At 58.4% G+C, this 26437-nt stretch carries 25 protein-coding genes; 15 read left to right on the top strand and 10 right to left on the bottom strand.

The genetic code is table 11. The features are described from left to right. Positions 1-40 precede the first annotated feature (40 nt). From BXE_RS20685 to BXE_RS20675, 3 genes are all read right to left on the bottom strand, one after another. The gene (locus BXE_RS20685) at positions 41-670 is read right to left on the bottom strand and encodes a hypothetical protein (RefSeq protein WP_011490114.1); all 630 of its coding nucleotides are present in this window, start codon (positions 668-670) and stop codon (positions 41-43) included. Positions 671-684: 14 nt separating this feature from the next. Further along, on the bottom strand, positions 685-894 hold the full coding sequence (locus tag BXE_RS48055) for a hypothetical protein (protein ID WP_322787462.1): 210 nt from the start codon (positions 892-894) through the stop codon (positions 685-687). Between the two features lie 744 nt (positions 895-1638). Further along, on the bottom strand, positions 1639-2148 hold the full coding sequence (locus BXE_RS20675; protein WP_148222965.1) for a DUF6471 domain-containing protein: 510 nt from the start codon (positions 2146-2148) through the stop codon (positions 1639-1641). Positions 2149-3858: 1710 nt separating this feature from the next. Between BXE_RS20675 and BXE_RS20665 the strand changes: the two genes are divergently transcribed. The 8 genes from BXE_RS20665 (at position 3859) to tnpC (ending at position 14360) form a co-directional block, all read left to right on the top strand. Then, complete coding sequence (locus tag BXE_RS20665) at positions 3859-5223, top strand: hypothetical protein (RefSeq protein WP_038457229.1); 1365 nt, start codon at positions 3859-3861, stop codon at positions 5221-5223. Positions 5224-5225: 2 nt separating this feature from the next. Continuing rightward, the gene (locus tag BXE_RS44435) at positions 5226-6959 is read left to right on the top strand and encodes a TnsD family Tn7-like transposition protein (RefSeq protein ID WP_081435546.1); all 1734 of its coding nucleotides are present in this window, start codon (positions 5226-5228) and stop codon (positions 6957-6959) included. Between the two features lie 406 nt (positions 6960-7365). After that, positions 7366-8700, top strand: a complete 1335-nt coding sequence (locus BXE_RS20655; protein WP_148222964.1) for a hypothetical protein — start codon at positions 7366-7368, stop codon at positions 8698-8700. A gap of 347 nt (positions 8701-9047) precedes the next feature. Further along, positions 9048-9512, top strand: a complete 465-nt coding sequence (locus BXE_RS20650; RefSeq protein ID WP_148222963.1) for a hypothetical protein — start codon at positions 9048-9050, stop codon at positions 9510-9512. Between the two features lie 70 nt (positions 9513-9582). Next, positions 9583-11835, top strand: coding sequence for a hypothetical protein (locus BXE_RS20645; protein ID WP_011490103.1), 2253 nt, complete (start codon positions 9583-9585; stop codon positions 11833-11835). Between the two features lie 150 nt (positions 11836-11985). Continuing rightward, complete coding sequence (gene tnpA, locus BXE_RS20640) at positions 11986-12420, top strand: IS66-like element accessory protein TnpA (RefSeq protein ID WP_095211913.1); 435 nt, start codon at positions 11986-11988, stop codon at positions 12418-12420. Then, on the top strand, positions 12417-12761 hold the full coding sequence (gene tnpB, locus BXE_RS20635; protein ID WP_011490101.1) for an IS66 family insertion sequence element accessory protein TnpB: 345 nt from the start codon (positions 12417-12419) through the stop codon (positions 12759-12761). The genes tnpA and tnpB overlap by 4 nt, the downstream gene beginning before the upstream one ends. A gap of 30 nt (positions 12762-12791) precedes the next feature. Continuing rightward, entirely contained in the window at positions 12792-14360 is a 1569-nt protein-coding gene (gene tnpC / locus BXE_RS20630; RefSeq protein WP_011490100.1) for an IS66 family transposase, read from the top strand. A gap of 305 nt (positions 14361-14665) precedes the next feature. On the opposite strand, the gene BXE_RS20625 is transcribed toward tnpC, so the two are convergent. Both BXE_RS20625 and BXE_RS20620 read right to left on the bottom strand, forming a co-directional pair. Continuing rightward, positions 14666-14998, bottom strand: a complete 333-nt coding sequence (locus BXE_RS20625; RefSeq protein ID WP_011490099.1) for a hypothetical protein — start codon at positions 14996-14998, stop codon at positions 14666-14668. Positions 14999-15069: 71 nt separating this feature from the next. Further along, on the bottom strand, positions 15070-15330 hold the full coding sequence (locus tag BXE_RS20620) for a DUF6723 family protein (RefSeq protein WP_007179885.1): 261 nt from the start codon (positions 15328-15330) through the stop codon (positions 15070-15072). Between the two features lie 371 nt (positions 15331-15701). On the opposite strand from BXE_RS20620, the gene BXE_RS20615 reads away from it, so the two are divergent. The 3 genes from BXE_RS20615 (at position 15702) to BXE_RS20605 (ending at position 18231) form a co-directional block, all read left to right on the top strand. Then, positions 15702-16355, top strand: a complete 654-nt coding sequence (locus tag BXE_RS20615; protein ID WP_011490097.1) for a transglycosylase SLT domain-containing protein — start codon at positions 15702-15704, stop codon at positions 16353-16355. Between the two features lie 166 nt (positions 16356-16521). Next, the gene (locus BXE_RS20610) at positions 16522-17199 is read left to right on the top strand and encodes a DUF2242 domain-containing protein (protein ID WP_011490096.1); all 678 of its coding nucleotides are present in this window, start codon (positions 16522-16524) and stop codon (positions 17197-17199) included. A 777-nt stretch (positions 17200-17976) separates the two neighbouring features. Next, on the top strand, positions 17977-18231 hold the full coding sequence (locus BXE_RS20605; protein ID WP_038457239.1) for a hypothetical protein: 255 nt from the start codon (positions 17977-17979) through the stop codon (positions 18229-18231). A gap of 108 nt (positions 18232-18339) precedes the next feature. Here BXE_RS20605 and BXE_RS20600 read toward each other — a convergent pair whose 3' ends face one another. After that, positions 18340-19272 (bottom strand): DMT family transporter, encoded by a 933-nt coding sequence (locus BXE_RS20600; RefSeq protein ID WP_011490093.1) that lies wholly within the window; start codon positions 19270-19272, stop codon positions 18340-18342. Between the two features lie 293 nt (positions 19273-19565). Here BXE_RS20600 and BXE_RS20595 point away from each other — a divergent pair, with 293 nt between their 5' ends. Both BXE_RS20595 and BXE_RS20590 read left to right on the top strand, forming a co-directional pair. Beyond that, on the top strand, positions 19566-20318 hold the full coding sequence (locus tag BXE_RS20595) for an IclR family transcriptional regulator domain-containing protein (RefSeq protein WP_011490092.1): 753 nt from the start codon (positions 19566-19568) through the stop codon (positions 20316-20318). Positions 20319-20565: 247 nt separating this feature from the next. After that, a complete protein-coding gene (locus BXE_RS20590) occupies positions 20566-20775 on the top strand; it encodes a hypothetical protein (RefSeq protein WP_038457243.1) in 210 nt (69 codons plus the stop codon). Positions 20776-20929: 154 nt separating this feature from the next. Here the strand turns inward: BXE_RS20590 and BXE_RS20585 are convergent, their stop codons facing one another. Continuing rightward, the gene (locus BXE_RS20585; RefSeq protein ID WP_007179879.1) at positions 20930-21208 is read right to left on the bottom strand and encodes a hypothetical protein; all 279 of its coding nucleotides are present in this window, start codon (positions 21206-21208) and stop codon (positions 20930-20932) included. Between the two features lie 134 nt (positions 21209-21342). Further along, a complete protein-coding gene (locus BXE_RS20580; protein ID WP_011490090.1) occupies positions 21343-22098 on the bottom strand; it encodes a Mut7-C RNAse domain-containing protein in 756 nt (251 codons plus the stop codon). A 94-nt stretch (positions 22099-22192) separates the two neighbouring features. Between BXE_RS20580 and BXE_RS20575 the strand changes: the two genes are divergently transcribed. Together BXE_RS20575 and BXE_RS20570 are read left to right on the top strand one after the other, a co-directional pair. Then, positions 22193-23062, top strand: a complete 870-nt coding sequence (locus tag BXE_RS20575; protein WP_011490089.1) for an NAD(P)-dependent oxidoreductase — start codon at positions 22193-22195, stop codon at positions 23060-23062. Positions 23063-23225: 163 nt separating this feature from the next. Continuing rightward, positions 23226-23861 carry a LysE family translocator gene (locus BXE_RS20570; RefSeq protein WP_011490088.1) on the top strand — a complete coding sequence of 212 codons (636 nt, stop codon included), beginning with the start codon at positions 23226-23228 and terminating at the stop codon, positions 23859-23861. Positions 23862-24132: 271 nt separating this feature from the next. Here BXE_RS20570 and BXE_RS20565 read toward each other — a convergent pair whose 3' ends face one another. Continuing rightward, complete coding sequence (locus BXE_RS20565) at positions 24133-24957, bottom strand: OmpW/AlkL family protein (protein WP_011490087.1); 825 nt, start codon at positions 24955-24957, stop codon at positions 24133-24135. A 172-nt stretch (positions 24958-25129) separates the two neighbouring features. Beyond that, positions 25130-26374, bottom strand: coding sequence for a DUF2957 domain-containing protein (locus BXE_RS20560; RefSeq protein ID WP_011490086.1), 1245 nt, complete (start codon positions 26372-26374; stop codon positions 25130-25132). Between the last annotated feature and the right edge of the window lie 63 nt (positions 26375-26437).

Genomic DNA, 26437 nt, shown 5'->3' with positions numbered 1-26437 from the left:
CCGTGCTTGACTGCAGCATACTTTGCCGACGAGGAATTCCTCACCGCTTGGCGAACTCCGCAGCGATGCGCAACACTTGCTTCCTGTCGCCATAGAAGAGTGCTTGCAACGGTGTCAGGTCATCCAGCGCACCATTGGGCGTTGTGAAAAAATTCCACTTGCTCCAGCCTGTCAAATCACCAAGCGTTCGCACAACCTTCGCTAGGTCCTTTCGGCGCATTTGCTCAACCAGGAAGAATGCTGGGAAATACGGTTCATCTTCGATGTCGACACTGAAGATGCGCTGAGCAGCGACTTCTTTATCGACCTTTTGGGGGGTGAACCCTATGGCCGCACAGAAATGAGACTTGTGCAGTAGTTTTGCGTTGGCAATCAGGCGTGCCGGCGTCGACTCTCCTTGATTTGACCGGAGGTCCTCCCGCCGTTGCGCGCTTTCTTCACGAATCGAACGTTGTTCTATGTTCAACACCGTGGCTAGCCCCGCAACTCTTACCAGCGCACGTTTGAACCGCCGCCCGATTTCGGCATCCGGAAGTTTAAAAAGCTCTCGGGCTCCGACCGGGTCGAACAGGGTTAATGCAATCGCAGCGCTCTGCAAAAGCTGCAGCACGTGGGCATCAGGGGAGGAAGGTTCACTTGTTGGGTTGTTTTGACGGCGCGGCATGGTCATCCTCGCTCGATACGCTATTCGTCGGTGGGAGTCGCGAACAACGGAACGACGCGAGCGCACGCTGTCAGTTCGTGAGGTCGCTCGACGGTCGGCTGCGCCCAGACTCCCGGAAGCGCGCTCGCTGACGCGGCCAAGTCAACGTTCAAGGGGTAGTGCCTGAGAAGGCCAATTGCGACTGATTGCACCAAGCCGCGAATTGTGACTTCTTCTGAAGCGCTTAGCATTTGCAGAAAGTCGCGCGTGTCGACCACAGCTTTCGTGCGTTCCGCTGCCGTTGTCATATCTTTCCCTCCACGAGCACATCAGCTGTGACGTCGGTATATGAAGTTATGCCGTTGACGATGCACCAGCGCTCCCAGATGTATTGGCCGTTCGATGAGCACCCTTGGGAGCCGACCAGTTGATACACGCGACCGGATGAAGTAACTCCCCGTAGAGCGGTCGAGTCGAACTGTTGGATGGCTGTGCTCACTCGCCCTGTGCAATCACGCACGTCGATACCGACAAAATGCCTAGAGCCAAGTTGGGTCTCTAGGATTTGCCATTCAGAAATTGACAATTCTGGCTCGGCGCTGATACCTGCAACGCTCCAGACAGGCATAACTTCCTCCACTTCTCGCACATTAGGGAGACGCAATGTCGAATAAACAGCTCAAAGCACGCAGTGTCAGATTCGATGCACTTGTCGAAGCATTGACAATGTTGTCACCTCGTCGATGTGCGCTCGACGTAAAGTCGCCGATTCGACCGAACCGGTCTACACGCAGGCGTCACACGCACTTATGGACATTGGGGACCTCTCCGGTTGCCGGGCCATGGAGCGAACTTGCCGCCCATAGAGGCAGGACAACGCCAGACCACGTTATGGTTCTACTTGATTGTGGCCATCGAAAGTGCGAAATTTTTCGCACAAATTGAGTCTAGTACATGGGGAAAAATCTGCAACCACGTCCGGTGCAGTGACCGAGCTAGACCCGTGATACGCCTTTGGCAGCCTCAGCAAGGTCGTCTTGGTCAATGAATCGGTCAAGCGAGTTGGAGTTCAACAAGTACAGCAATTGAAGGAAGAGACTGAGCTGCAAGGTGCCCGTTTGAATCTGGACGTCGAGAGTCTTCGCCGACATGATTGTCCCCAGCCGCGATAGGCCGGCTGTGAAGTCGTTAGCAAGTTCAGACGGCTGGCGATTCATTTCGGCCGACGCAACGGCGCTAGCCTTAACGTCCCAGTCCTCCTTGAGACGAAGCGCGTCCGCCCATCGTTCAGGCGGACGGATTCCAGTCACGGACATAATGTGGAGGAAAAGGCTCAGCTTGAGCGTCCCACGGGAGATGCGTGAGACTATTGCCCTATCGCCACCAGGCTCACCGTCGGTCGTCAACGCCTCTACCAGCGACCCGTACGTCGTATCCTTGCGAGTCAACGCTACGCGCGTGACACGTGATGCAAGTCGAGCCCAAGGAGTGTCGGCTTCACTCATCGACGAGTCCTCGCATCGGAAAAAGTCCTTGAAATTCGAAAATCGCGAACTAACCTTCAAGTGCGAAATATTTCGCACTCGTCCGAGGGGTTAACAGCAGAACAATCGCCGAACCGAGCGCCTGCCCCACTTGCTGGAGATAGCCCTGTGCGCATTACAGAGTATATCGCCGGCGCGCGTGTGCTCACACGCATACTTTTGAAAGGGGGTTCCCATGACCCCGCGCATCATCCTCTACCTCGCTGTGGAAGGTGTTCTCCTGTCGCGAAGCGTAACGCGGTCCCAGCTGCGTAGCAGTGAATTCCGCATACTCAAGGACAGTCCGCACGTTGCTCGCCTCGCCGAGTTGCTCGCGCTTAACAGGCAGACCGATGTCGTCCTCAACTCACGGCTCGTTCTTGAATTGGGATTCCGCGCCCTCTTACAGCTCTTCCCGACTCTGTTCTGCTCTCACATAGTCGGTGCCACGATACATGGTAATCGACTCATTCGCTGTCGCCAGCTTTCACAGCAATGTGGCCGATGCGCCTGGCTTTCTGCAGATGCTGAACGAAGGCAAGCGGGCCAGCTAGTCGTTTTGGAACATGACGCTCGCTGCGTACCAGTGCCATTCCGGGACCGGGCCATTATTGTTTCCTCGGGGCTCGAAGCCGCGACAAGCGAGGACTGGAGACGATTGCGAGATTTGCTTGAACCGCATGAAATAAATTCTGTTAATTGATAATCCACTCCATAATGCCGCCCGCGATTACCGGCTTGCAATATAGCGTGAAATAGAGAAATGAATTTAATTGTCTAAAGAAAATAATATAGCGTGAAATGGAATTTAAAATTTTCGAAAAAATTCTATTGACGAATTTTGTTTGGTCGTTATTATGTTGAGCAAGCAGGAAATGCCAAGTAACAGGTGAGCCAGAAGCGGTGTATTAATCGTTTTTGGCGCAGATTCGAAGTAGTGGTCCGCGAGGCAACCGCCCTTTAAGCGGTCGGTCAACTCGCAAAGTTTGGTGGCAAGCGGATTCTGTCTTGCCGATGGGTGTCTCCCAAGGGGAGGGTTCTTTCGCTGAATGGGCGATGAGACTCTCACCAGGAAGACGTCTTCAAACGAACTGCGCGCACAGCATAGGGCGCGTGGGAGAATTGACCTATGTCGTCGAAATCGTCCGAGTGCTTTCATCACCTCATCGCCGAACGATGTGCATCAAGTGCGTACTTGACCCTCATACGCGATGCAAGCCAGCGCCGTCATCCCAAACTTCAATCAGTATTTTCGGTCAGCTGACCTTTACCGACAGTTACCGCTCCACATTAAGTGGTCGACGGCCTGCTCAATCAGCCCGGTTGGGATGAAATAAAGCGGTTTTTAGGCGCGCTCGCAATAATTCCATCCTGCAAAGGATTTGTTATTCGCCACGCCGACTGAGTGAGCAGCTGGTTTTTGAATAGCCCGTCTGACATCGAAAAATTGCTAATGGGCGGTCGTTGGGACAAAGCATGCGCTTCAAATTTTGAAGGCTGTGGATGTCTTGCGCCATCAAGACTGATGTTGCCAATTTCTTCGGTAATTCAGGAGCACTTCATGCATGCGTTATCTAAGAATATCGAATCACAATCCCTTGTGAACGTCTGCGGAGATAACGTGTTCACAGATTCTTGATTGCGTGCCATCGATTTGCCTCTTATGGCTTGCTATTTGGAGAAACAGCAAGAATGAGTTCAGAAACTACGGAGGGCGTTGTTGAAGATGTGGCAATCGACGTCCCCACGTCATCGTCGAAGGCCCTTGCGGTTACGAGGAACGTGGCAGAACTGCGAGAGGCATCTCGGCGACGATGGCAAGAGCTTCTTCGAATCCGCCCCGCCGACGAAGTAAAGCAACTGCTCTCTCACCGCGGTGTACCTGATGAAGAGAGGCTCAAGACCGCGCCGAGCGCCATTAAATTGAACGCTATGGCTCTCTTCACGCAGTCGTTCGTCGCCGACGAAAAAACAGTCACTTTTACAGAATCCGTGTTCGCCAAGGTCTGTCATTCGATGACAAGACGCAATTTCGAAGACGCGGACTATCGCGAGTTCTTCTTTGGCTTGGACAAAGTGCTCAGGGGTGGGCGATTACACCCACTTCCCCCATCGCTGCAACTTCTCAGGGGTGCGTTCTTCACGGTCGAAGGTCCATCCTTGTGCGGAAAGTCGGCGTACGTGGCGCGCCTCGTCCAAGCCTTCGAAGGCGCGTTTAGCTTCTACGGAACCGGCAAAGAACCGGGCCTGATGAGCGTCATCCCGTGCTTGTTCATCTCCTATCCTGAATGCGGTACGCGCGCGGGTCTACTCAGAGAAATCCGTTACAAAATCGAGGCGCATATTGGGCGAATTGATACCCCGACCGGCGTATTTCCCGAGGTGGAAGGCAATGATTCTCTCAATGCTGTTATCTCCCTTTGTTTGCTAGTGAATGTGGGCATCCTTGTCATCGACGGAGCGAGTTTCCATCGTTTGTCTGGCGAGCCGCAGGAGATATTGAAGCTCCTTGTCCGCCTACAGCATGGGTCTGGGATTGTGGTGATGCTTGCGGGAACTCCCGCCTTTATGAATTGCGTGGAGTTGGCAGGTAGTGATTCTTCGAATTTCTTCAGCGGTCAGACCCTCAGCCTCGGTCCGTTGCAATCCCCTTTGGATAAAGAAGGAAACCTTGATAAGAAGAGCCGGTTTTACACGGTGGTCTTATGGTTCTGGAGAGCTGCGACGCTTCCTTCTGGAACGCCGATGCCATCGCAACTCCCGCTTTGGATGTATCAGCTGACACTCGGACGGTTGGGTTGGTTGGTCCAAGTCTTTGAAGACTTGCATATCGAGTTGATTAAAAAGCCTAACTTGGTTACCGCACTAACGTACGAAGAACTCGCGAAAATTGCCAGGCGGCGGTTAAATCGTCAGCTCTCCGCAAGGCAAGTGGTTACCGAGTCGATGGAAAGGAAGACCATCGCTGATGACAAAGACTTCTTCAACTACATCGACCACTTTCCCAAGTCGTTGCTCGACACTAAAAAATACAGGGAGCTACTCACAAGAGGTTAGCTATGCAACCGGTCGAAAAGTTTGCTTTGATGGCGCCGCCATTTCCTGTCGGTCAGGTCGTCAACGACTATCTCGCCAAGCTGAGTCAGAGCGAGTCTGGGCGTCGATTGGAGGTCGTCTGCAAATCGTTGCTTGAGCGTGCGCCCGGTCTCGACAGTATGCCGAACGGGCTTCGTAATTTTCATCGGGTAGTTGGCTATCTCTACGGCGACCTTGAGGACATCGCGCGAAATCATCTTGCTATCGAATACTACTGCTGTGGTCTTCCCCCAGATAAACATCGTCAACAGTTCGAACGAGTCTTTGAAATTCTTCCCGGGCCCGTGCGATTGACGCGCTTACCACTTCTGTTCAGTGTGTCTGAGCGCGAGTACCTCACGTGTCCCGAGTGCGAGGAGGTTCAAATTAGAATGAACGGATTCTCGTACGTTCATCGCAGAACCGGAGCACCATTTGTGGATGTCTGCGGCATGCACGGATGTGACTTGAAGCCAGCAAACGGACAAATGTTTCTCTTCGACCAAGGATGCCGAGGACGACCCACACCATATCAACGGTCGATGAGTGGTGAGTTCGCGAAGCGCGTCAACGAAAGTATGGAGGTTCCTGCTACAGTTTCCGCATTCAGGAAGGAGGCTGTTGCCGAAGCGCTTCATCTCGCTGGATGGATTAGCAACGGCGGACGTCTCCAACTTTCAAGTTTGTTGACTGAATTCACCAGGTTTTTCTCGGGTGCATTCTCAGATTTGCGGCTGCAGTTCTTGGTCCAAAGCGAACCACTGGTCGAAAACGCGTTGCACAACCTTCTACGTGATACACGAGCCGTGCATCCGGTGTGGTGCATTCTATTCGCGTGGTTTGCCAGTGCCTGTGAGATGAAAAAGAGTGCACCGCGAACAGAGCGACGCCAGCTACGGCCCGAACCATCAGCTGATGAACTTCGAGTCCTTATGCTCAAGCACGGGACGGTAACGAAGACGGCGGCTGCTCTTTCGCTAACCACTCATCGGATATGCACTCTGTGCAAGCGGTACGGGATTGATGCATCGTGGAGGCCTAAGTTCATAGATGCCTCGATGCAGAAGGCCATAGGTGATGCGTTAGCACGAGGAGAATTACCAAAGACGGTCCAAGTTAGGTTTCAAGTATCCATATCCACGGTCTATCGCATTCTCGCTTCTCAGAAGGACGGTATCCTGCCACGTCGGAAAGCGACGGTTGCGCGCACTGAAGCTGCGAAGGCTCGATGGCTCCTGGCGCGCGCAGAGCATCCGACACTCTCTGCAACCGGTCTTCGCAAGCTGGTTCCCCCGACTTGGGCCCGGCTCAATCGTAACGCGCCCGATTGGCTACGGGAAAACACGGGAAGCCTGAAGGTGCAGAAGGTCTACCATCGAATCGTCCAACATCCACAGGCAGTGTTGCGGACTTTTTCGGAGTCCGTGCGCGCTGCTGAGTCAGCGTGCGTCGGGGATGAACACCCGCCGTTGAGGAAGTCCCTTTATCGGATTCGCCGCGAGCTTGGCGTGTCGGAGTACGCATTCGTCCGTGGTCGACTTCGACTCTCAATGTCGAGCGAGGGCGAGCCATCGCAAGCTTTCGTGGCCCGCCGAGTTAGCTGGGCAATCCCACGGGTATGCCGTCGCGGCAAGCACAACTGGGCCATCGCCAGAAAAGCCCGGCTGCGGAAGGAAACGGTAAATCGTTATCTAGGGTGGCATGCTCAAAAGGGGTGAGCCAACAAAGGAGGTTGGTTTGACATCGTCTGCCGAAAGTTCCTATCTTTACATTCGAAACATCGCCGAGGAAGAAGATTTTATCGGCTTTCTGAATCAAGTATCGACTGCTCGCGCGGCTCCCGATGCAAGAATTGTGAGAGCACTGTGGGGTATGAGAAGCGACGTGAATAGCTGGTTTAGCCCTAAAAATGTTAGTGCAGTTGTTGACGCCTTCTGGATGGCCTTGCCATCTATCAGGGAGACTTTGGATAACCATACTCGAACTTCTGTCGATGTCGCTTTTAGGAACGAGGAAGATGCACGTAACTTGGTAGACGCTCGTGTCCACCTCCACAGGCGGTCTCGGTCGAGCCCAAGGTTCAAAGGACGCTTGAAGGTGTGCTCTGAGTGCATCGAGCAAGACATGAAGACGTACGGATATGCTTATTGGCATAGGCTAGCTTTGATGCCGGGCATCGATGTGTGCCCGACGCATGCATCGACATTTCTGACGCTCTGTGCTGGATGTGAGACAAAGAATCACATGACGAGTCGTGTGCCGTGGCAGCCGGGTCATCGATGCCACTGTGGTGGACGATTGCGAGCAGTACGAAATCTTTCGAAGACGCATCTAAAGGCGGAGCTTTCCATCGCGAAAATGGTGCAGCAATTGCTCACCGGAGAATTCCGTCCACGCACTATGAACGGCGCCTTCGCACAAAGAGTAAGAGACCAATGTACCCAAAATGCTGTCGGCGGGAATTCTCCCGCCGCGATTTTCAACGAGATGTTGCACGACAAACTAGGCGTTGAATATCTGACAAAAATTCGCTTAGGGCCTGCGGCTCAGGCGAGATTCATCGCGGATTCTGGAGGAATACCGACCATCGAGCCACTGGTTAACATAGGCGCAGCCTACGCGGTTTTTTGCAGTTGGCAAGGATACGAGGAATCAACGAAAGCAGACCTTGATGAGCTACAGTTGGGCAAGCCTACCCCGACTGTTGACGGCGCGGAGTGCATGAAAGCAGAACAAGTTAGGACTAGAGCCCAAACAGAGCAACCTAGGACTAGAGCCCAAGAGTATATGAAGGGTTACATGAAGACGCTTTCAATGACAGCCTATAAGGAGCATTTCTTAGAGCTTACCGAGGAGCAGCGTGTTTCCTATAAGCAAGAAGCTCGTCAGTGGTTGCGGGAAATTTTGAAGGAGAGGCCAGACATTACGCGAACGAGTCTAGCCGTGTCAAAAAAAACAAATCGTTTTTTTGCTTTTTTGAAACTCTTTGACAAGGAATATCTCTGCGCTGCGATTCCGCGGAGCAAGCCGACTTTGTGGAAGGTGGACGTCGAAAAGCGGATTGAACACGTCTACGCTCGCAGAGCCTTCCTGCTTGCCGAATTTCCCGGTCTAAAGATAACGTCATCATTTCTTCTCGAAGGGCTATTTTTAAAAGCAAGTGACCGGGGGAGCAAAGAAGTTAGAGATGCAATAAGAAATTGCAAGGATACGGTGGAAAGTTACTACGAGAGATTGGTCCCAATCCTTTGTGGAATTGCACGCTCGATACAGGCAAGTTCTCGTTACTGCGACGAGAAAACCTATCGTTCATCGGAGGGAAAGCTATGCCGCAACCGCATCGCGATGGCCAAGCAATGGCTGAAGCGGTCAATCCAATCGGTGACTGCTCATTCTTACCTTTTTCCAGAGCAGAGGCGAAGAGGACAGCGCTCGAAACATCGTCAACCGAAACGCTGATATTCGGGCCGGACGAAGGTGCTTTGCATCTAAGATTGCTTCGCGGACGACCTATTCTGAAGTGGCCAATCGTACTCCCTCCTCATGACCCTCAAGGCATCAGCAGCGCTGGAGAGTTTCGGTGTTGGAAAAAAGCTTGTGCGAGCAAGTTAGGAATAGCCGGGGCATATTTCAGCAGAAAGGCCGGCGGACGTACTTGGTGCCACTCGCACCTTGAGGAAAAGCTACTCCGGTTCTTCGACATGTGCCCATTCGTTGTCGAAATCAGAACCCAATATCCATCATTGGACTTTGAGAAGTTCGAGCGTTACTTGATGTCGGGGAAGCGACTGCCAAGGAGCAGCATCATGACCATTGACTTCATGCTTACCTTGCAAATTCCGGGTTGTCCTTTCCGAGTCTATCACGCAGTCTCGGGAAAGCCTGCCGCCCTTTTGGATGAGCCAGACGTCGAGTCGCGCCATATGCGCGAAGCAAGGGACAATTCGACATGGGGTTGTTCGCATGAAATCATGACGGAATTCGACGTTACGCCTGTCGAGCATATAAACCATCGACGTCTCCTGTCGTACATGCTGCATACCATTAACATCGAAGATTACGTGCTTCCGGCGGCAGAGCTTGCCCGTGCTTTGTTGGCGACCACCGCCAAAGGAACGCTAAACAGAGTTCTAACCATGGTGGGGAAACGACATGGCTGGGAACAGCGTACCGCCTACAAAATCTTTGGCATAGCCCACTTCCTTGGATACCTGAGATGGAACCATTTCTACGAGGTGCATCGCGATAAGCCGATGATGCTGCTGAAATGACGGGTGCCTGCTGCGCCTCTCCATCGACGGTCCCGCTCAACCTGAGTCGCTCGCCCTGCAAGGAGCCGAAATGGAAATCGACGACATTAAGTTCTCTCGCAACGAAAACCTAGTCAAAAGCACAGCTGGTCGACCGAGCACAGTCTATCGTTACATAGCTAGTTCGCCCACGCATATCTATGTGATGGAGATTGGGAAGCAGCAAAAAGACGGGGGGCTCAAGTTGCACAGTCCGCCGAAGACAACTCTCCTCCGGAAGGCATGGAAGAAGTGCGACGCTCTGAAGTGGATTGAGGCGAAGCGGTTGACACGGGTGGAAGAGCGCGGCATCCCGATACAAATGAAGGTCGCTACGGTTGCGGAAAGCAAAGGCGAGATTGAGTGCGACGAGCTTCTTGCTGTGAAACGGGATGTCATTGCTTACGTCAACGAGCGACATGGACCGGACTGGATTTGGTCAAAGAGAGCATACAGCGAAGCGGTGAAAGACGCGGTCGTTGCGTTCGAAACATCGAAGAAAACAATTGAGAACTGGTTGGAATACGACCTCTTCTACGGCGGACATCCCTACGCCAACATGATTCACCACTGGCTCAAAGGAGCACCAGGTGAGCCAAAGCCAGAACTGAGAGACGAAGGTGGGAATCTGCGACCTCGTGGTAGGCCGACGGATGCGGAACTCATCGACCCTGATACACGTTATCGGCGCCACACATGCTCGGCCGCCTTGCATTCTAAATGGCAGAAATTCGTCCGCGCGGAAGGTCTGCGTACTGACGACTCTCTCGGCGTCATCCTCGACCGCTTCAAGCTCATTCAAGTGGCGTTCAATCGCGACGCATCCGGGGTAATGCGGGCGTATCCGGCAAACCGAAAGCTGCCGCGCGATAGTTATATGAAGGACTTGGGTCGGCCGGTGCTCAGAAAGGCGAGAGACGAAAGGGCCGCAACGCGCAGCAACGAACCGGGCGGACGTCGCGTCTTGGCTGGTGGCTCCGCAACGTTACTCGCGAACGGCGACCTGAACGTGCTGGACCTCGATGCGACCATTGCTGAGAATTTTCTTCGATATGGCGAAAACGAGATTTACATTGACGGAGCCGGAAAACCGACAGTCCTTCTTGCAATTGACCGCGGGAGCGACTTTATCCTCGGTTGGTATGTCACGTATGGGTACGAGAATGGCGACTGTTATCGACGCTGTCTGTTCTCAGCCTACACGCCGAAGGAACGCGAGCTGATTCGATGGAATGTACCGCATCTGCTTCCGGGTATGGCGTATGGTCAAGCAGCTGTAGTTTTCGTCGACCGCGGGCCTGGCATGTCTGAGGCCACGCAGATGGCAGCGGTAGATAGGCTGAACGGTGATATGAAATTTGCCCGGCCTGGAGACCCTCAAGCGAAAGGGCATGCCGAGGGTGGGATGAACTGGTTCCAGGAGGCTTTATCAAACATCCTTGGCTCCACTTACACCAAAGGCGATGATGACCGTGACCGTGAGCGAAGGAAGAACGCGAAAAAGCAGGCCGTCCCATTGGAAGTGTTCATGGCCGCACTGCTCACAGCAATCTACATTCGGAATACGTCGATGCCCGTGAAGCACCTGATGACGGAGGACATGGTCAAAAAGAACATTAAACCGACTCCCATAGCAATCTACACATATAACAAGCAGCTGCGGGGTGGTGACTTTGCGGAAGATTGGCCGGAAGAAAAGATTTTCCGGCAGCTCAACGACAGGCTCGTCTTGACCGCTACGGACGGGATTGTCACGCTCAACAAGCGGCAGTTCTCGTCTCCATTGTTGAAAGCGGTGGCGAGGCACCACAAAATCGTGCGGCCAACCGAGGAATTCGCCATCACGGTGTACTCAGTGGCAAACGCGCCGCTTCATCTCTTGTGGGACGACCCGGCCGGCAACCTCCGCGCACTCCAGGCTACAGAGCAAACGACGCTCGGCTATCCCGATTCCTTCAAGTGGCAGCACGACTTCATCAATCGCATCAACAACGCGAACTTCCAGTCTGCCTTGGCGCACGCGCAGAAGGCCATTGACAACGCCAAGCGCACCTCAGCTGCGGTGGTCTCCGCGGCGCAGGAAAAAATTCTCAAAGAAGCGAACGATAGACGACTTGGCAGAGCGAAGGGGCCAGCCAAGGGGACGAGGCAGACCGCCAAAGCGGCGCTCGACCACGCTGACGTTCAACAGTTTGAACGTGCATTTGACAAGTCGGGTTCGGACGCCCCGGCTCCAGCAATCAGTTCGGCATTCCCGACCCTAGTCACCGATGACGACGACGAAGGCTCATTTTTAACCGATTGATGGGGGGCCTGCAGAGAAAAGCTGACGACGACCAAGCCGCCAAGCCTCGACAGGACGGGGCTTGGCGGCTTTTTCTAAGGTGTTCTCGTTGCTTACGTAAGCGGCTCGTCCCCACCGTCGTAGGCGGTTGCTGCGATACACATCAAAGTGATGCCCATCATTTCCGATTTGATGGACACCACTTTGTCAGAGTCTCCAGAGAAGAAGCATGGAAGTCGAGCAGGCCGTCCGAATTACCCGCGGGAGCTTCGGGACCGGCTGGCGGCAGCAGCGTGTGAGCCGGGCGTCTCGGTCGCAAGACTGGCCCGTGAGAATGGCATCAACGCGAACATGTTGTACACCTGGCGGCGGCGATATCTTGCCGAGCAGCAAGCTCCGTCTACCAGCCTCCTCCCGGTCGTACTGCTGAGTGACGCGCTGACGCAGGTCGTTGCGTCATCTTCGGGGGTTCCGCAAGCGCCAGATATGAAGCCGGCGTCTCCTGGGGGCACGATCGAGATCCGCATCGGCCGTGCGGTGGTTAAGGTAGACGGCCTGGTCGACGCTGACATGCTGCGTACCGTGCTGGGCAGTCTGCGATCATGATCTCCCTGCCGGTTGGTACGCGCATCTGGATCGCTGCAGGCGTGACCGATATGCGCTGTGGGTTCCAGGGACTGGCCGCAAAGGTACAAACGGCGCTTGAAGAGAATCCGCTGGGAGGCAACGTCTACATCTTCCGGGGCCGCCGAGGCGACCTCGTAAAAATCCTCTGGGCAACGGAGGACGGAGTCTGGCTTCTCGCGAAGCGGCTTGAGCGGGGCCGTTTTATCTGGCCCCAGGCCGACGGCGGGAAGGTCCATCTGAGTTCAGCACAACTGTCGATGCTTCTCGAGGGCATCGATTGGCGACAGCCCCGTCGTACCGCCGCGTTATCGATGTTGTAAACCGCGCCGCAGACTCGTAAACTACGGCGTATGTCGAACGGCGCCGATCTTCCAGACGATGTCGAATTGTTGAAGGCCTTGCTGGTCGAGGCCCGTAGTCTGCTTGCTGAACGCGATGTCGAGATCGAGCAGCTTAAGGCGCAGATCGACAAACTTCGGCGCATGCAGTTCGGCCGTAAGTCCGAACAGTTGCAGCGGCAGATCGAGACCCTCGAGACCCAACTCGAGGATCTGGCCGCCGGACGCGGCGTTGCAGACGTGGAGCGTGCACAAGCTCGAGGCGCAAACGCTTCCTCCTCCAATGCAACGACGGACGAAGCGGCTTCGAGGCAAGCACTGGCTGCGCACCTCGCGCGTGAGGATCATGTGCTCGAGCCCGAATCGAGTTGCCCGGACTGCGGTCAACAGATGCAGGTGCTCGGTGAGGACGTGTCCGAGCAACTCGCCCGGGTCGCAGCGGCGTTCAAAGTCGTTCGCACGATCCGGCGCAAATTCGTTTGCCCATGCTGCAGCACCATCAGGCAGCCGCCGATGCCCGGCCTTCCGATCGAGCGAAGCATTGCCCATCCAAGCTTGCTGGCGGATATCCTCGTTTCGAAATACGCAGACCACCAGCCGTTGTATCGGCAATCGGCGATCGCGGCGCGCGACGGCGTGACGCTCGACCGGGCCAGCATGGGTCGCTGGGTCGGTCAATGCGAAGCGTTGTGCGCGCCGCTGATTGAGGCGCTGCGCCGCTATACGGTGTCGGCCGCCAAGCTGCATGCGGACGACACGCCGATCCCGGTGCTCTCACCGGGCAACAGGAAGACCCGCACCGGTCGGCTATGGGTCTATGTGCGCGACGATCGTCGCTCGGGGTCGACGCAACCCGCTGCGGTATGGTTCGCATACTCGCCGAACAGACAGGGCATCCACCCTCAGACTCATCTCGCCGGCTTCAGGGGGACCCTGCAAGCGGACGCTTACGCGGGCTTCGACGAGCTGTTCCTGGGTGGCTCCGTACTGGAAGCGGCATGTCATGCTCACGCGAGGAGAAAGTTCTACGACATCCACGTGCGCACGCCGTCCGACACGACGCAAAAAGCACTTGAATACATTGGCGCGCTATACGACATCGAGGCCTCCATTCGCGGCAAGCCAGCGGCCGAACGGCTACGAATACGGCAGGAGAAAGCCAGACCACTGCTTCAAACCTATGAAGCGTGGCTCAAGGCCAAGCTCGAAACGTTGTCGTCGAAGTCCGACACTGCCAAGGCGATCAACTACTCGATTAACCAGTGGCGCGCCCTGACGCTATATTGCGAAGACGGCACGCTCGAGATCGACAATAACATCGCGGAAAACGCGTTGCGTTGTGTAAGCCTGGGTCGGAAGAATTTCCTGTTTGCCGGTTCCGACAGCGGCGGTGAACGGGCCGCCGCAATGTACGCGCTGATCGGAACTTGCGCACTGAACGACATCGATCCGCGCGCCTATCTGGACTATGTGCTAACTCACATCGCTGACCATAAAATCAATCGCATCGACGAGCTTCTGCCGTGGCGCGTGGCCGACAAGCTGCACACGCCAGCCAGTCCGCCGACACCCGCTACCTGACAGCCCAAGTCCGGATCACCATCATGCCTCACGTGCACGCGCGCGTGGACGAACGGCCCACGTGAGCCGCTTACTTGCTTACTTTTTTGGTCGTGCGCGAAAACGGCTTTTCGTCCTCGTTTCGGGGGTAGTTGACCTACCTGTCGGCGGAAAGTGGAAGGGCGCTGAGCCTTATGCCACAAGGAAATCGAGGTAAAATGGGAACGGTGCCGGAAGCTTTCTTTTTGAGCGGCACACATGCCACGCCGTCAAAAAAACCACCCGCGGGTGGTTTTTTTGTCCCTACGGCCTGCACCACACAACCCTCACTCCCGCACCAGTTCCACCGCCGCCGCCGAAACAAACTCCGCGCGCACGCTATCGCCGACTTCCAACTGATCGAGCGAAATCCTCTTTGCGGCCCTGAGCACCTGTTGATGCTTCGGACCGCGCAGCGTAACGCTATTCGTGGCTGCATCGATTGCGACGACGCGGACTTGAGCGTGAACCAGTTCGGCGCGCGCGAGCGCCCGTTGCCCGGCGTGAGCATTGGCGTCTTGCGCGAAGGTGGATTGACAGCGCGCAGTCAGCACGCTCGCCAGCACAACCACTCCAAACATCACCGCGGCCGATGAGCGGACTTTGCGCGAACAGGTCATTCGCGGCTCCCGAAGTGATCATCACGATCGATAACGCAAACAATCAACTCAAACCTGTTACGCGCCGGCGCCTACAACTCCGGGCGCGCCAGGTCGCTGGTGACAATATGTTCGCCGTACACCTGCGCCGCCGCGATCGCTTCCAGCTTGGTTGCATAGGGGCCGAGTTCGGGCGCACCGTCGAACGGAAACAGCACGCGTCCGTCCGTGGTTCGAACCACTTTCAGCACGCCGAAAAAACGCTTGTAGCCGGCGAGTTTCGACGTGGCCGAAATGTCGAAATCGTCCTCCGACGTCGCGGGCACGCTGGGAATAAATGCGGTCTTGCTCATACCTGGAAGCATCGCTTGTTCAATGGGCCGGCATCGGCAGGAAACGCCGAGCCTGCACCCGGTTGTCCCGGGAAGACATTCGCCGGTGGGCTTGATTGTCTCAAATCCGGGCGGATCCGATCGGTGGATTCGCAAGCGAAGCGACACGACGCTGCGTCTGTCGGCTTCGGTATTCGGGTACTCGAAGTCTTCACGTCGCCGCTCCCTCGACCAAGCTAAACGACCATTCCGTCACGAAGCCGAACCCGTCGCATCCAGATGCGACAGAGCCCGCCCGGCTACAATTCTTAAGACGAATTTCCGCCCGTTCTGGGTGTAATTTGGGGGCAGAGCTATAATGGCCGGATCCCTTTCTTTTCCTATCTTCCGCTATGAGCCGGTTACTTTGCCTGATCGTGCTTTCGCTCGGCCTGATACAGACCGCGGCGGCCGACGAGAACACCGATCGGATGTCCGCGTATCTGACGCACAAATTCGGTCTGGCAAAGGAAAAGGCCCAAAAAATTTCGGACGCAGTGCAATCCGCCGCGTCGAAATACTCGCTCCCGCCAGCGCTCCTGCTGGCAATCATCTCGATCGAATCCCGCTTCAAGGAAAAGGCCAGGGGCGCCAACGGCGCGACCGGGCTGATGCAGGTCGTGCCGGGTGCGCATCGCGGGCTGCTGAGGAACGTCAAGGATCTCACTGAGCCGACCGCGAACATCGAAGTAGGCTCGGCGATCCTGTACGGCTATATGCGCTCGGCCAACGGCGACATGAACGCCGCGCTCAGGAGCTACGGCGGATCGCAAGCCTATGCGCAGAAGGTGAGCTTGCGGGCCGGAGATTTCGCGGCGGTCGCCGCGCCGCAAGACGCGTTGCAGCAGGCGGACGCGCAGGCCGGCGCGTGCTCGGCGCAGTCGGTATCTGACCGTTGCGCTGCGCTGGATAGCTGGGCCGATGCGTTCACCGTGCCGGCCGTCGGCGCGGCCGGGAAAAATGGCGCGGTTGCGTCTTCGATGGGACTTCCTCCTACGTCGCGCTAGGCGACATCCTGCTTCGCCCGGCTTCTTTTCCCGCCGCGGCGCCGCGCCGAGGTGGTGCATTGTCACGTCCCGTAAGGCGGCGCGTTGCGTGTTTTTTACGCATATGCGGCAACCGCTCTACAATGCATTCCCATTCGCGCTTACGTGGCGCCTCTTCCGATCGACCATGTTGACCTCGTTTTCCAGAACCACAGCCGCCGCGCTCGTCGGCCTGCTGACCCTTGCCGCCTGTAGCAGCCCGCCGCAGTTGAAATTCCAGCAGGAACTGTTCGAAACCGGCGCGAGCCCATATGCACGCAATTTCAATTCGAGCACCACGGACACCTGCGAGGCCGCGCGTCGTGCGCTATTGAGCCAGGGCTACCTGACGACGATGACACGCAACGACACCGTGGACGGCACCAAGAATTTCCAGCCGACGGGAGATAGTCACGTGGTGGTCGAATTTCATGTGGTCTGTACGCCGGGGGAAGAGGCGAGCAACACCAGCATCGTCTACGTCAACGCCGTGCAGAATGGCTTTGCGTTGAAGAAAAGCGATACCTCGGCGAGCGTCGGATTGAGCGTGCTGGGTTCGCTGTCGCTGCCGATCCGCTCGAACAGTGACGCAATGGTCAAGATTTCGAGCGAGACGATTCCGTCGGGCAAGTTCTACGACCGTTTCTTCGGCCTTGTCGACCACTATCTGCAGACGGTGGTGCGTGCGCAACCGGTCGCGAGTAGCCAGATCGAGACGCGCGTGCTGCCGCCTGCGCCGGCTCCCGCACCCGTTCCCGAGATGCCCGACGCGATCGGCGCGGCGGCGTCTTTGTCGCCGGCGAGTGGAGCGGGCGCGGCGCCGTGATTCACCGATATCAGATCCCGGTGTGAAGGCCGATCAGGTGCCGATCAGCCTTTAATCTCATCGCGAGGCGCGGCTTATCCTATATCTTTTACTTCATACGTATACATAAGTAGTAATAGTTAACAAGGGTTAACCCGTTCTGTGGATAACTCCCAAATGTGCCGACATATCAAGGTAATGCGGACGCCATAACCCTGCGGAACACATCTGTAGAAAAACTACAGAGGCGGGATAACTTCGATTGGGCTTGCCTGACGGGCCGCTTTATCAAGATTCCGCACACAGGCTGTTCCATGCGCTATCCCGAAGTTATTCATAGGCAATTGTGGATAACTCGCCCTCCAGGCCCTTTCTTCAATGCTTGCCGGGCATGTTTTCAACTTCGGCAAGCGCTCGTCACCGTACAGACTGCTGGGCGGCCTACGCGCACATTGAAGACGGACGGTACAAAGATTGCGTCTTTCTTTTTGCAGGCGCAACTGTTGCTATTTAGTCAAAACCATTTGGGCAACGGCTGATCCAGGCATAGAGTTAAAGTGTTTTCTGAAGTTATTGGTGCAATGCGGGGTGAGTAATGAAACGCAGAACAGCACGACAGCTTGTCCGTCTTCTTTCGGATATTCGACACGCCACCCATTGCAGCACGCTGCGGGCGGCAGCCACAAACCGGGCTATCACGCTCGCATCCGCTGAACACGACGCGGACGTTGCAGACAGCGACGACAACACCGAAGCCTCGCGCGATGCGCATCAGGACAAGCCTGCCCGGAGCGGATCATGAGAATTGAGAGTGAGCAGTCGCTGAGATTTCTGGTAGAAAAATGGCTCGCGCCAGAGCCTTCGGTGCCGGTTCACGTCACCGAATTCAGCCGCACCCGCGTGGGTGGCCGGCGTTATGTGCGCGTCGAGACCTCGCTTGAGGCGGGTTCACGCGGACTGTTCTTCTTTCGTCACGACGACGGCTGCTGGTGCGTGTTTCCGCCTACTGCCGATACGCCTGCCCTGTTCGCGCAGCATTCGCGAGCGGCGTGAAAGCGCGGGCGCGCAACTCAACGACGAACTCACCGAACCTGCCGACACCGATCGCCTTCGCAACGACTTCGCGCGCTCCGGCGTGGCATGCAGCGAATGGCTACCTCTTCAGGACGATGCGCGAGGCAGGCGTTCATTCCCGCGTCGCCAGGCCGGCATCACCTGACACACGACCAAACCCGCCAGCATCAGCGCGCATCCGGATAGCGCGCGCGCCGACATTGTCTCGCCGAGCACGAGCCAGGCTGCGAGCGCGGCAAACACGCCTTCCATACTGAAGATCACCGCGGCGTGCGATGGCGCCGCATGCTTCTGCGCGACCACCTGAATCGTATAGGCGACGCCGACTGACAGCGCGCCGCCGTACACGATAGTCGGCGCGGCGCGCGCGATCACCGCAAGACTGAACGGTTCAATGGCGAGGCCGACCACGAGGCACGCAAGCCCACACGTCACGAACTGCACGAGCGCGAGCATGAGCGTGTCGTGGCGCAGCGCGAAGCGTCCGACCAGCATCATCTGGATGGAAATCACGAGCGCGCCGGCAAGCTGATACCAGTCGCCGTAGAGCATCGAAAACTGCTCGTTCACGCTCAGAAAATACATACCGACGGCGGCGAGCGCCGCACCGAGCCACGTGCCGATTCCCGTGCGATGTCTGAAGAGCACGCCAAGCAACGGCACGATTACCACGTACAACGAACTGATGAAGCCTGCGTTGGCGACCTTCGTGTATTGCAGGCCGATCTGTTGCAGCGAAATCGAGGCGGCCAGCACCACGCCGAGCAGCACGCCCGCGCCCAGCAGTTCGCGTGCGCCGCCGGATTCGCGCTTCGACAGTTCAGCCGGCGCGGAACGCCGGACGCAAACAATCAGCGTCAGCACGACGAGCGCGCCGAGCAGGAAGCGCAGTCCGGTGAACAGAAACGGTCCGATCGCATCGAGACTCAGGCGCTGCGCGACGAACGCCGAGCCCCAGATCATTGCAGCGATCAGCATCAGCACATTGGCGCGCAGGTGTTGGCGGGTTTCGGCTTTCAAAGGTGATCTTTTCAGGTTCGGTGATTATCACAAGGTGTTCGCGGCCGGTTAGCGCCGGCTCGAGCCGCGCGTCGCGGCTCGGCCGCAGACATGATACGTGGGCCCGGCAGCTCTGGCGTTCGCACATCGCACATCGCGCAGTGCCGGCATCCTCGAACAGATGCGCGCGGCGTCGAATGCGCCAATCGATCAACGGCCGCCCGTCGCTCCCGGCACGCGCGATAATCGCGCGACGGCCACCGAGCGCAGTGCCCCACTGGTCCGACGAGCCGGCTGATTTTCAGGCAAACGCAATGGACGAGAAAGACTGGATCGCGGGCGCCGCGAAAGCGCTGGCGATCATCGAAGCATTCGACGAAGAGCATGCCCGCATGACGCCGACCACGGTGGCCGCTCGCGCAGGTCTGTCGCGCACGGCGGCGCGGCGCTATTTGTTGACGCTGCGCGAACTCGGCTATGTGGATACCGACGGCAAGCTCTTCTGGCTCGCGCCGCGTGTCTTGCGGCTCGGTCAGTCGTATCTGGATTCGGCGCGCTTGCCGCGCACCGTGCAGCCGTTCCTGCAACGCATTACCGCAACGGTGCAGGAAACCGCGCTGGTCGCGATCCTCGATGAACACGATGTGGTGTACGTGGCGCGCAACGGCGTGAACCGGGCGATGGCGGTCGGCTTCGTGCTCGGCTCGCGCGCGCCGGCGCCGTTGTCGTCGGCGGGACTGGTCTTGCTGGCGTTCCAGGCGCCGGAGAGCATCGAGCAGTGGCTCGCGTCCTACCCGATCAAGGTGTTCACGCCGCACACCTATTCGACGATCCAGCAGTTGCGCGACGTGCTCGGCGAGATCCGCCGCAATGGCTACGTGGTGACCGATCAGCAACTGGAGTTGGGCGTGCGCGGCGTGGCGGTGCCGTTGCGCGACCGGCACGGTTCGGTCGTCGCGGCGATTAGCGTCAGCATGCCGATCGGACAGGAGTCGGCAAACGCCGCGCTGCACCGGGTTTTGCCGACCCTTCTGGAGAACGCCAGCCTGCTGCGCAATCTGGTTTGAGGCTGGTTTGAGGCTGGTTTGAGGCGGTCTAGGTGAATGCCCTAGTGCGGGACAACTAGCGGGTGAAAGGCCCTCGAAAGCAAGCTGTCTCCCGGAAAATACATATCGAGTTTTGGGCATGACAAACCGCCTACACTGGGTAATACTCTCCCGCGGGGAGCGGGGAAGGCGCCTCAAGCCCTGTCTGCTTCACCGTGCAGCTTATTCATTCACATTGACTCAGTCGTCCAGGTTTGGGGAACAACACATGAAAAAACTTATCGTCTCGCTCGCAGCCGCTTCGATCGCGCTGGTTTCCGTTCAAGCTTTCGCACAAGCGTCGGACGCAGCACCGGCTGCTGCAGCAAGCGCGCCGAAGAAGCATCACATCAAGAAGCTGAAGACGCACGGCAAGCGCGCTCCGGTTTCGGCAGCCGCTTCGGCAGCCGGCACGAATGACAAGGGCGCGCAAAACTAAGCTGTCGCCCGATTCATCGGGCCAGCTTCGCCGGTCCACCGCATCGCGCCGCTAGCCGGCTGGTGCAGTGCGAACCGGATGAAGGCGTTGCAAGCAGAAAGGCCAGAGTTCATGCTCTGGCCTTTTTGCATTCCGGGCGCGGTTTGCGCGGCGCTCAGCCCGCAAGGCCTCGCTTGATGACTTCGTTCAGCAGCCCTGTCATTCCTTCTGGATGGGTCGCGGCCCGCTCTTTCAGTTCGGTCACCAGATCGCCGTTCAGCTTGCACGCGAATGCGACGAGACCCTGTGCCTGATCGAGCTTGCGCTGTTCGCGGCGATCGAGTTTCGGCTCGGCGGCCGCCGCTTTGCCGAAACGCTCGGCCGTCGAGAGCTTCATTGCATTGTTCAGCTTGAGCGCCTTGTTCTTTTCAAGGTCGGTTTTTTTCATCGCCATACGGAAGGCCTCTGCCAGATAAGTAATCCCGCATTGTACGCACCGCGCCGAACGCCGCGCGAGTGCGCGGCGTTCGGAGTTTCACGCGCATGTATCGCCGCGCGGCGGGAGCGAAGGTGGACCTCAAGCGAGGTTCACGCGGAGCGGTCTGGCGCGGCAGCCACGCTGTCCATCAGCGCGCGCATTCTTTGCCAATGCGTACCTTCCCAGAACACGCGGCGGCACACGTCGCAGGTGACGAACTGGGCATGCCTTTCCAGTACGCCGTCGGGCGCGCGCGTGCCGACTTCTTCCTTGGGAATACGCCGTAGCGGCACATTGCACATCAGACACAGGCGGAACGGTTGCGCGCTGCCGGCCAGATCGAGCCGCTCAAACACTTCGCGCAATTGTTCGCGCGGCCTGAGCGTGCGCACGTAGCAGCCGTGCGTGATGTTGCGGCGTTTCAATAACTCGCGGTCGCGTGTCAGGACGATGCGCTGCTGGGCGGCGGCGAGCGCTTCGATATCGGCGTCGGGATAGTGGTTGTCGTACAGCGTATCGAAGCCGGCGAGCCGCAGGAGCGGCGCGAGGCCGCCCAGATGCGCGTCGGCGATGAAACGCACCACGCGCAGCGGCCGCTCGCGTACGCGCAGGAGCGGGTGGATGTCGAGCGCTTCAAACTTCGGATAGACGGCTAGGCGATCGCCGTCCGAGAGGGGATGATTGAAACCGACCGACTCGCCATTGACCAGAATCAGTTCGACTTCAGTGTGCGGCACGCCGAGCGCTTCGATCATGTGCTTGGCGGTGGCGCCCGGCGCACAGGCGTAAGTGAACGCGCGCCGGCGCAGTGGGCGGGCGAGAAAATCGTTCAGCTCCTCGTAGAAGCGGAATGTCGCGGTCACCATTGCTGCAGTATCGCACCGTGTTTCGTTGCGTGCTGTCCTGCACGTGTCGCATGGGTGTGCTTTACTTCCAGTTCTTTAGAAGACGGAGCGACAGATGGACATCGGTTTTATCGGTCTCGGCGAGATGGGTGCCGCGATGGTTGCAAACATTTTGAAAGCCGGGCATCAGGTGCGCGTGTGGAACCGCTCGCCGGAACGCGCGCAACCGCTCGTCGAGGCAGGCGCGCGGATCGTCGCGACGCCGGCCGAAGCGTTTGCGGGCGACGCGGTGTTCTCGATGCTCGCCGACGACAGCGCGTTGCGCGAAGTCATCACCGCCACCCTGCTGGAACATGCTCCGCGCGGACTCACTCACGTGAACATGGCGACGATTTCGGTGGCGCTGGCCGAGGAACTGGCGACGGCGCATGCGTCGCGCGGCGTTCACTACGTCGCCGCGCCGGTGTTGGGCCGGCCCGATGTCGCGGCGGCGGGCAAGCTGACTATTGTGGCGGGCGGACCGGCCGAGTCGATCGACCGTGTTCAGCCGATTTTCGATGCGATCGGCCAGAAGACCTGGCGGATCGGGTCGCTGCCGCAGCAGGCGAACGTCATGAAGCTGGCCGCCAACTTCATGCTCGGTGCGGCGGTCGAGACGCTCGGCGAAGCGGCGACGCTGGTGACCGGCCACGGTCTGGCCATGCAGGATTTCCTCGACGTCATTACGAGTGGCCTGTTTCCGGGGCCGGTCTATTCGGGCTACGGCAAGCTGATCGCGGAGCAGCGCTACGAGCCGGCGCTGTTCAAGGCGCGTCTCGGCCTGAAGGACATCCGTCTTGCGCTGGCAGCGGCCGATGCCGTGACCACGCCGCTGCCGATCGCCAGCGTGGTGCGCGACAGCCTGATCGAAGCCGTAGCTCACGGCGACGGTGAGAAGGATTTCGCGGTGTTGGGGCAGGTCGCCGCGCGGCGAGCCGGGCGCTGAGAGGTAGGGAGAGGTACGGAGGCGGCGCTGGCAGGCACGGACCTGACAGAGACCGGCGGGCGCACTGCGAGGCGGGCACTGACGGGCTGCCATGACGGCAGGCGCCACTGACAGGCGCGGGCGGGCATAATAGCCGTCCGCTTCCTTACTCGCCTCGATTCCCATGAGTCTGCATACCTGGTGGCTGTTCGTTGCCACTGTCTTTGTCGTTTCCGCGATTCCCGGTCCGAACATGCTGCTCGTGATGACGCACGGCGCCCAGCACGGCCTGCGCCGCTCCAGCGCGACTATGGCGGGTTGCCTGTCGGCGCTGGTGCTGATGCTGGCGGTATCGGCCGCGGGACTCGGCGTCTTTCTCGAAGCGTGGCCGGCCATGTTCAACGCGCTGCGGATGATCGGCGCGGCCTACCTCGTGTATCTCGGCGTCAAGGCGTGGCGCGCGCCGGCCGACGAAGCCGCCGCCGGTAACGCCGACGACCTGGCCGCAAAGCCCGCGCGTTCGCGCCTCGCGCTGTTCCGCAACGGCTTTCTCGTCGCGAGCAGCAATCCCAAGGCGATTCTGTTCGCCGCGGCGCTGTTGCCGCAATTCATCGACGCCGCGCAGCCCAAGCTGTCGCAATTCGGTGTGCTCGTCGCTACTTTCGCCGTGATCGAAGTGAGCTGGTATCTGGTGTACGCGGGTTTTGGCACGCGTATCGGCGCGAGGTTGAAAAGCCGCAGCGTCGCGCGGATGTTCAATCGGCTGACGGGCGGCGTGTTTGTCGGATTCGGCGCGATGATGGCGCTGATGCGCCACTAGCCCCGGCGGCAACGTCTCATTAATGGAGGCGACAAGACATTCCGCAAAATGTTGTGTTTTTGCAACGTTGAGGGTCAACCCTAATTTGTATGTTGCGACGCACCAAAGCATTTGCTATAGTTTGTCTTGTCTCCTCCATGTCTCCTCTGATATGGATTCAGCCCGCCCAAATAGGCGGGCTTTTTTTTGCCCTGAATTTGCAGCATCCGGGAAAAGACAAAGCCGGCTGGCCCTTGCACCGGGCCGCCGGCTTTTTGCGTCAGCGCTGAACTCAGAACTTGTACGAGACGGCGAGGAAAGAAATGATCGGATCGGCCTTCAGTTCCGCCTTCGACACCCCCAGCTCCGTGCCGTCCGCCGCCTTGATGATGACCGACGAGGTCGTCTTCAGCGGAATGTAAGTGACCGATGCCACGAGGCCCCAGTGATCGGTGATGTTGTACGCGAGCCCCGCATTGAACACCGGCGCCCACGACGACGACGCCTTCGCCGACACCTGCGTCTGCCCCGGCTTGCCCGCGCCGGCGGCCAGCACCGCGCCGAGGTTGTTCTGCGTCGACTGGATGAAGTTCGGGCTCAGCTGAATGTCGGAGAACCAGTTATACGACACGCCGACGCCGACAAACGGCCGGAATTTCGCCGTCGGCGCATTGAAGTAGTACTGGAACAGCAGCGCCGGGCTCCACTGGCGCACGCTCTTGACGATCGGATTGGACTGCGGATCGCCCAGATCCTGCTGGCCGAGCGCGCCGGCCGGTCCCGGCGGTTTGATGACGCCGTGCCCATAGATCTTGAACACCGGCGGCACGCCCGCCACCGTCGTCACCGCAATGTGATCGGTGAGGTAATGGCTGAATACCAGACCGACCGTATCGGCGCTTTTGGTCGACAGGCTCGTACCGGCCGACGTGAACGAACTCGGCAGGCGCAGCGGCGTGTTGATCGGCGTCGGCGCGACATGGGTGGTGAGCGGCGTGCTCGAGTCCTGCGGCATGACGTGAAACCAGCCGAGTACCGCGACGTTGTCGCCCGCATGCTGGGCGTGCGCGCTGGCGCACAGGCAGGCGGCCAGTAACGCGAAACAGATTCTTTTCATGATGTTCCTCCTGAGGCGCGCGTGAAGCCGATCGCGCGCGGCAAGCGGCGGCAGGTCGGTGACCACGCCGGTGCGTTGCATGTTCGTTGGGCGCCGGCTGCCGCGCGGTGACGCTGCGCGGCAGCCGGAACGCGAACGCCACGTTGCGGACTGGCGGCGCGTGCGGCGCCCATTACTGGACGAAGGCGCCGATCGTGAAGTACGGCGAGGCCGCGTTGGTCAGATCGAGGTAGCCGAACACGCCGCCCGTGAAGATCATCTTTCCGGTCGGTGTGGTGCCGGTCGATGCGCCCACTTGCGTCGTCGTCACCACGCCCGGCACGGCTTGCGTGAAGTCCAGATTCAGCGCCGTCGCAAGCGATGCCTGCGATGCGTTGAACGGATCGAGCAGCGTGGCTTCGGCGCCTTCGAGCGCGGTGGTGCGGTAGTCGAACTGGCTATCCACGCCGATGTACTCACCGTTTTGCGAGTTCACCGCGATCGCGCTTTGCGGCGCCAGGATCGAGATGCCCGATTCGTCGTCGGCGTACGGGCCGAGCGCGCCGTTTTGCGGCACGGTCACCGACGAGTTCGCCGCGCCGGTGCGCACCAGAATCGGCACCAACTGGTTACGCAGCTTGCCGACGATCATGTAGCCGCGCGCTTCCGGAGTGGTTGCGAGCGTGGGCTTTGCCTGGCCGAGGAAGTTGTTGGTCTGGAACGCGCCGCTGCCGTCCGCCGACTGCGCGAAATTGCCGCCGGGCTGCTGACATTTGCCAGCGTTGATGCCGGAGTTGTCGCACTCGGTCCAAGTGCCGTCCGCGTTGATCGTGATCTTCGAATCGACCGCGACCGGCGCGAAGTTTTGCGACGGCACCTGGTGATAGCCGAGCTGGTTGTACGTGCCGGCCACATTCGCGAGATTCGTTTCAATCGACGAGAAGCCGATGAACGGGTAGTACGGGAATTTGGTGTCCGGCACGGCGCCTACGCCGAGAATCCCGCCGAACGAAATTTCCGCGCCCGGAATCGTGCCGCCCGCCACGCCTTCGCCCACAAAAATCCGTGCCGGACGATTCGGGTCGAGACTCGCGCCGTTCAGACGGAACGCGCACTGATTAAGCTTGTTGGTCGGCAGCAGGGTTTCCTGGGTAAGCTTGCCGCTGGCTGATTGCCCGGCGCGCGTCGGGACGACGGTACCGGTGGTGGCAGGAATCGGTGACTCGATGTAATTGATCTGCCAGGTCATCCTGGTCGTGTCGAGTTGCAGCTTGACCAGTTCGCCGTCACCGCCGCCGCCCGTGAATACCGTGCCGTAGTCCAGCGACGCCGGGCACAGACGCACTTCCGTCACGGGTCCGTCACCGCCGCCGCCGCCACCACATGCCCCCAGCAACGGTGCCGCAAGAGCGAGCACCGAAAGGATTCTCCATTTCATACCGCCTCCAGAATTTTCTCGTTGTGTGTGGCCGGCTCCCAGTCCAGCCACCTGCTTTATTTA

Origin of the sequence: Paraburkholderia xenovorans LB400, assembly GCF_000013645.1 — a bacterium.
In the GTDB taxonomy this organism is placed as follows: domain Bacteria; phylum Pseudomonadota; class Gammaproteobacteria; order Burkholderiales; family Burkholderiaceae; genus Paraburkholderia; species Paraburkholderia xenovorans.
Note: the sequence above shows the minus strand (reverse complement) of the source record. Positions and strands in the feature narration are given on the sequence as shown.

Bases quoted from the DNA above. Each gene is read 5' to 3' on its own strand.
- tnpA (WP_095211913.1), top strand. From the start codon at position 11,986: ATGCCCATCATTTCCGATTTGATGGACACCACTTTGTCAGAGTCTCCA.
- BXE_RS20580 (WP_011490090.1), bottom strand. From the start codon at position 22,098: ATGGTGACCGCGACATTCCGCTTCTACGAGGAGCTGAACGATTTTCTC.
- BXE_RS20590 (WP_038457243.1), top strand. From the start codon at position 20,566: ATGAAAAAACTTATCGTCTCGCTCGCAGCCGCTTCGATCGCGCTGGTT.
- BXE_RS20570 (WP_011490088.1), top strand. From the start codon at position 23,226: ATGAGTCTGCATACCTGGTGGCTGTTCGTTGCCACTGTCTTTGTCGTT.
- BXE_RS20685 (WP_011490114.1), bottom strand. From the start codon at position 670: ATGACCATGCCGCGCCGTCAAAACAACCCAACAAGTGAACCTTCCTCC.
- BXE_RS20610 (WP_011490096.1), top strand. From the start codon at position 16,522: ATGTTGACCTCGTTTTCCAGAACCACAGCCGCCGCGCTCGTCGGCCTG.
- BXE_RS20615 (WP_011490097.1), top strand. From the start codon at position 15,702: ATGAGCCGGTTACTTTGCCTGATCGTGCTTTCGCTCGGCCTGATACAG.
- BXE_RS20565 (WP_011490087.1), bottom strand. From the start codon at position 24,957: ATGAAAAGAATCTGTTTCGCGTTACTGGCCGCCTGCCTGTGCGCCAGC.
- BXE_RS20650 (WP_148222963.1), top strand. From the start codon at position 9,048: ATGACCATTGACTTCATGCTTACCTTGCAAATTCCGGGTTGTCCTTTC.
- BXE_RS20620 (WP_007179885.1), bottom strand. From the start codon at position 15,330: ATGAGCAAGACCGCATTTATTCCCAGCGTGCCCGCGACGTCGGAGGAC.
- BXE_RS20595 (WP_011490092.1), top strand. From the start codon at position 19,566: ATGGACGAGAAAGACTGGATCGCGGGCGCCGCGAAAGCGCTGGCGATC.
- BXE_RS20675 (WP_148222965.1), bottom strand. From the start codon at position 2,148: ATGAGTGAAGCCGACACTCCTTGGGCTCGACTTGCATCACGTGTCACG.
- BXE_RS48055 (WP_322787462.1), bottom strand. From the start codon at position 894: ATGCTAAGCGCTTCAGAAGAAGTCACAATTCGCGGCTTGGTGCAATCA.
- tnpB (WP_011490101.1), top strand. From the start codon at position 12,417: ATGATCTCCCTGCCGGTTGGTACGCGCATCTGGATCGCTGCAGGCGTG.
- BXE_RS20625 (WP_011490099.1), bottom strand. From the start codon at position 14,998: ATGACCTGTTCGCGCAAAGTCCGCTCATCGGCCGCGGTGATGTTTGGA.
- BXE_RS20665 (WP_038457229.1), top strand. From the start codon at position 3,859: ATGAGTTCAGAAACTACGGAGGGCGTTGTTGAAGATGTGGCAATCGAC.
- BXE_RS20585 (WP_007179879.1), bottom strand. From the start codon at position 21,208: ATGGCGATGAAAAAAACCGACCTTGAAAAGAACAAGGCGCTCAAGCTG.
- BXE_RS20655 (WP_148222964.1), top strand. From the start codon at position 7,366: ATGAAGACGTACGGATATGCTTATTGGCATAGGCTAGCTTTGATGCCG.
- BXE_RS20605 (WP_038457239.1), top strand. From the start codon at position 17,977: ATGAGAATTGAGAGTGAGCAGTCGCTGAGATTTCTGGTAGAAAAATGG.
- BXE_RS20560 (WP_011490086.1), bottom strand. From the start codon at position 26,374: ATGAAATGGAGAATCCTTTCGGTGCTCGCTCTTGCGGCACCGTTGCTG.
- BXE_RS20575 (WP_011490089.1), top strand. From the start codon at position 22,193: ATGGACATCGGTTTTATCGGTCTCGGCGAGATGGGTGCCGCGATGGTT.
- BXE_RS44435 (WP_081435546.1), top strand. From the start codon at position 5,226: ATGCAACCGGTCGAAAAGTTTGCTTTGATGGCGCCGCCATTTCCTGTC.
- tnpC (WP_011490100.1), top strand. From the start codon at position 12,792: ATGTCGAACGGCGCCGATCTTCCAGACGATGTCGAATTGTTGAAGGCC.
- BXE_RS20645 (WP_011490103.1), top strand. From the start codon at position 9,583: ATGGAAATCGACGACATTAAGTTCTCTCGCAACGAAAACCTAGTCAAA.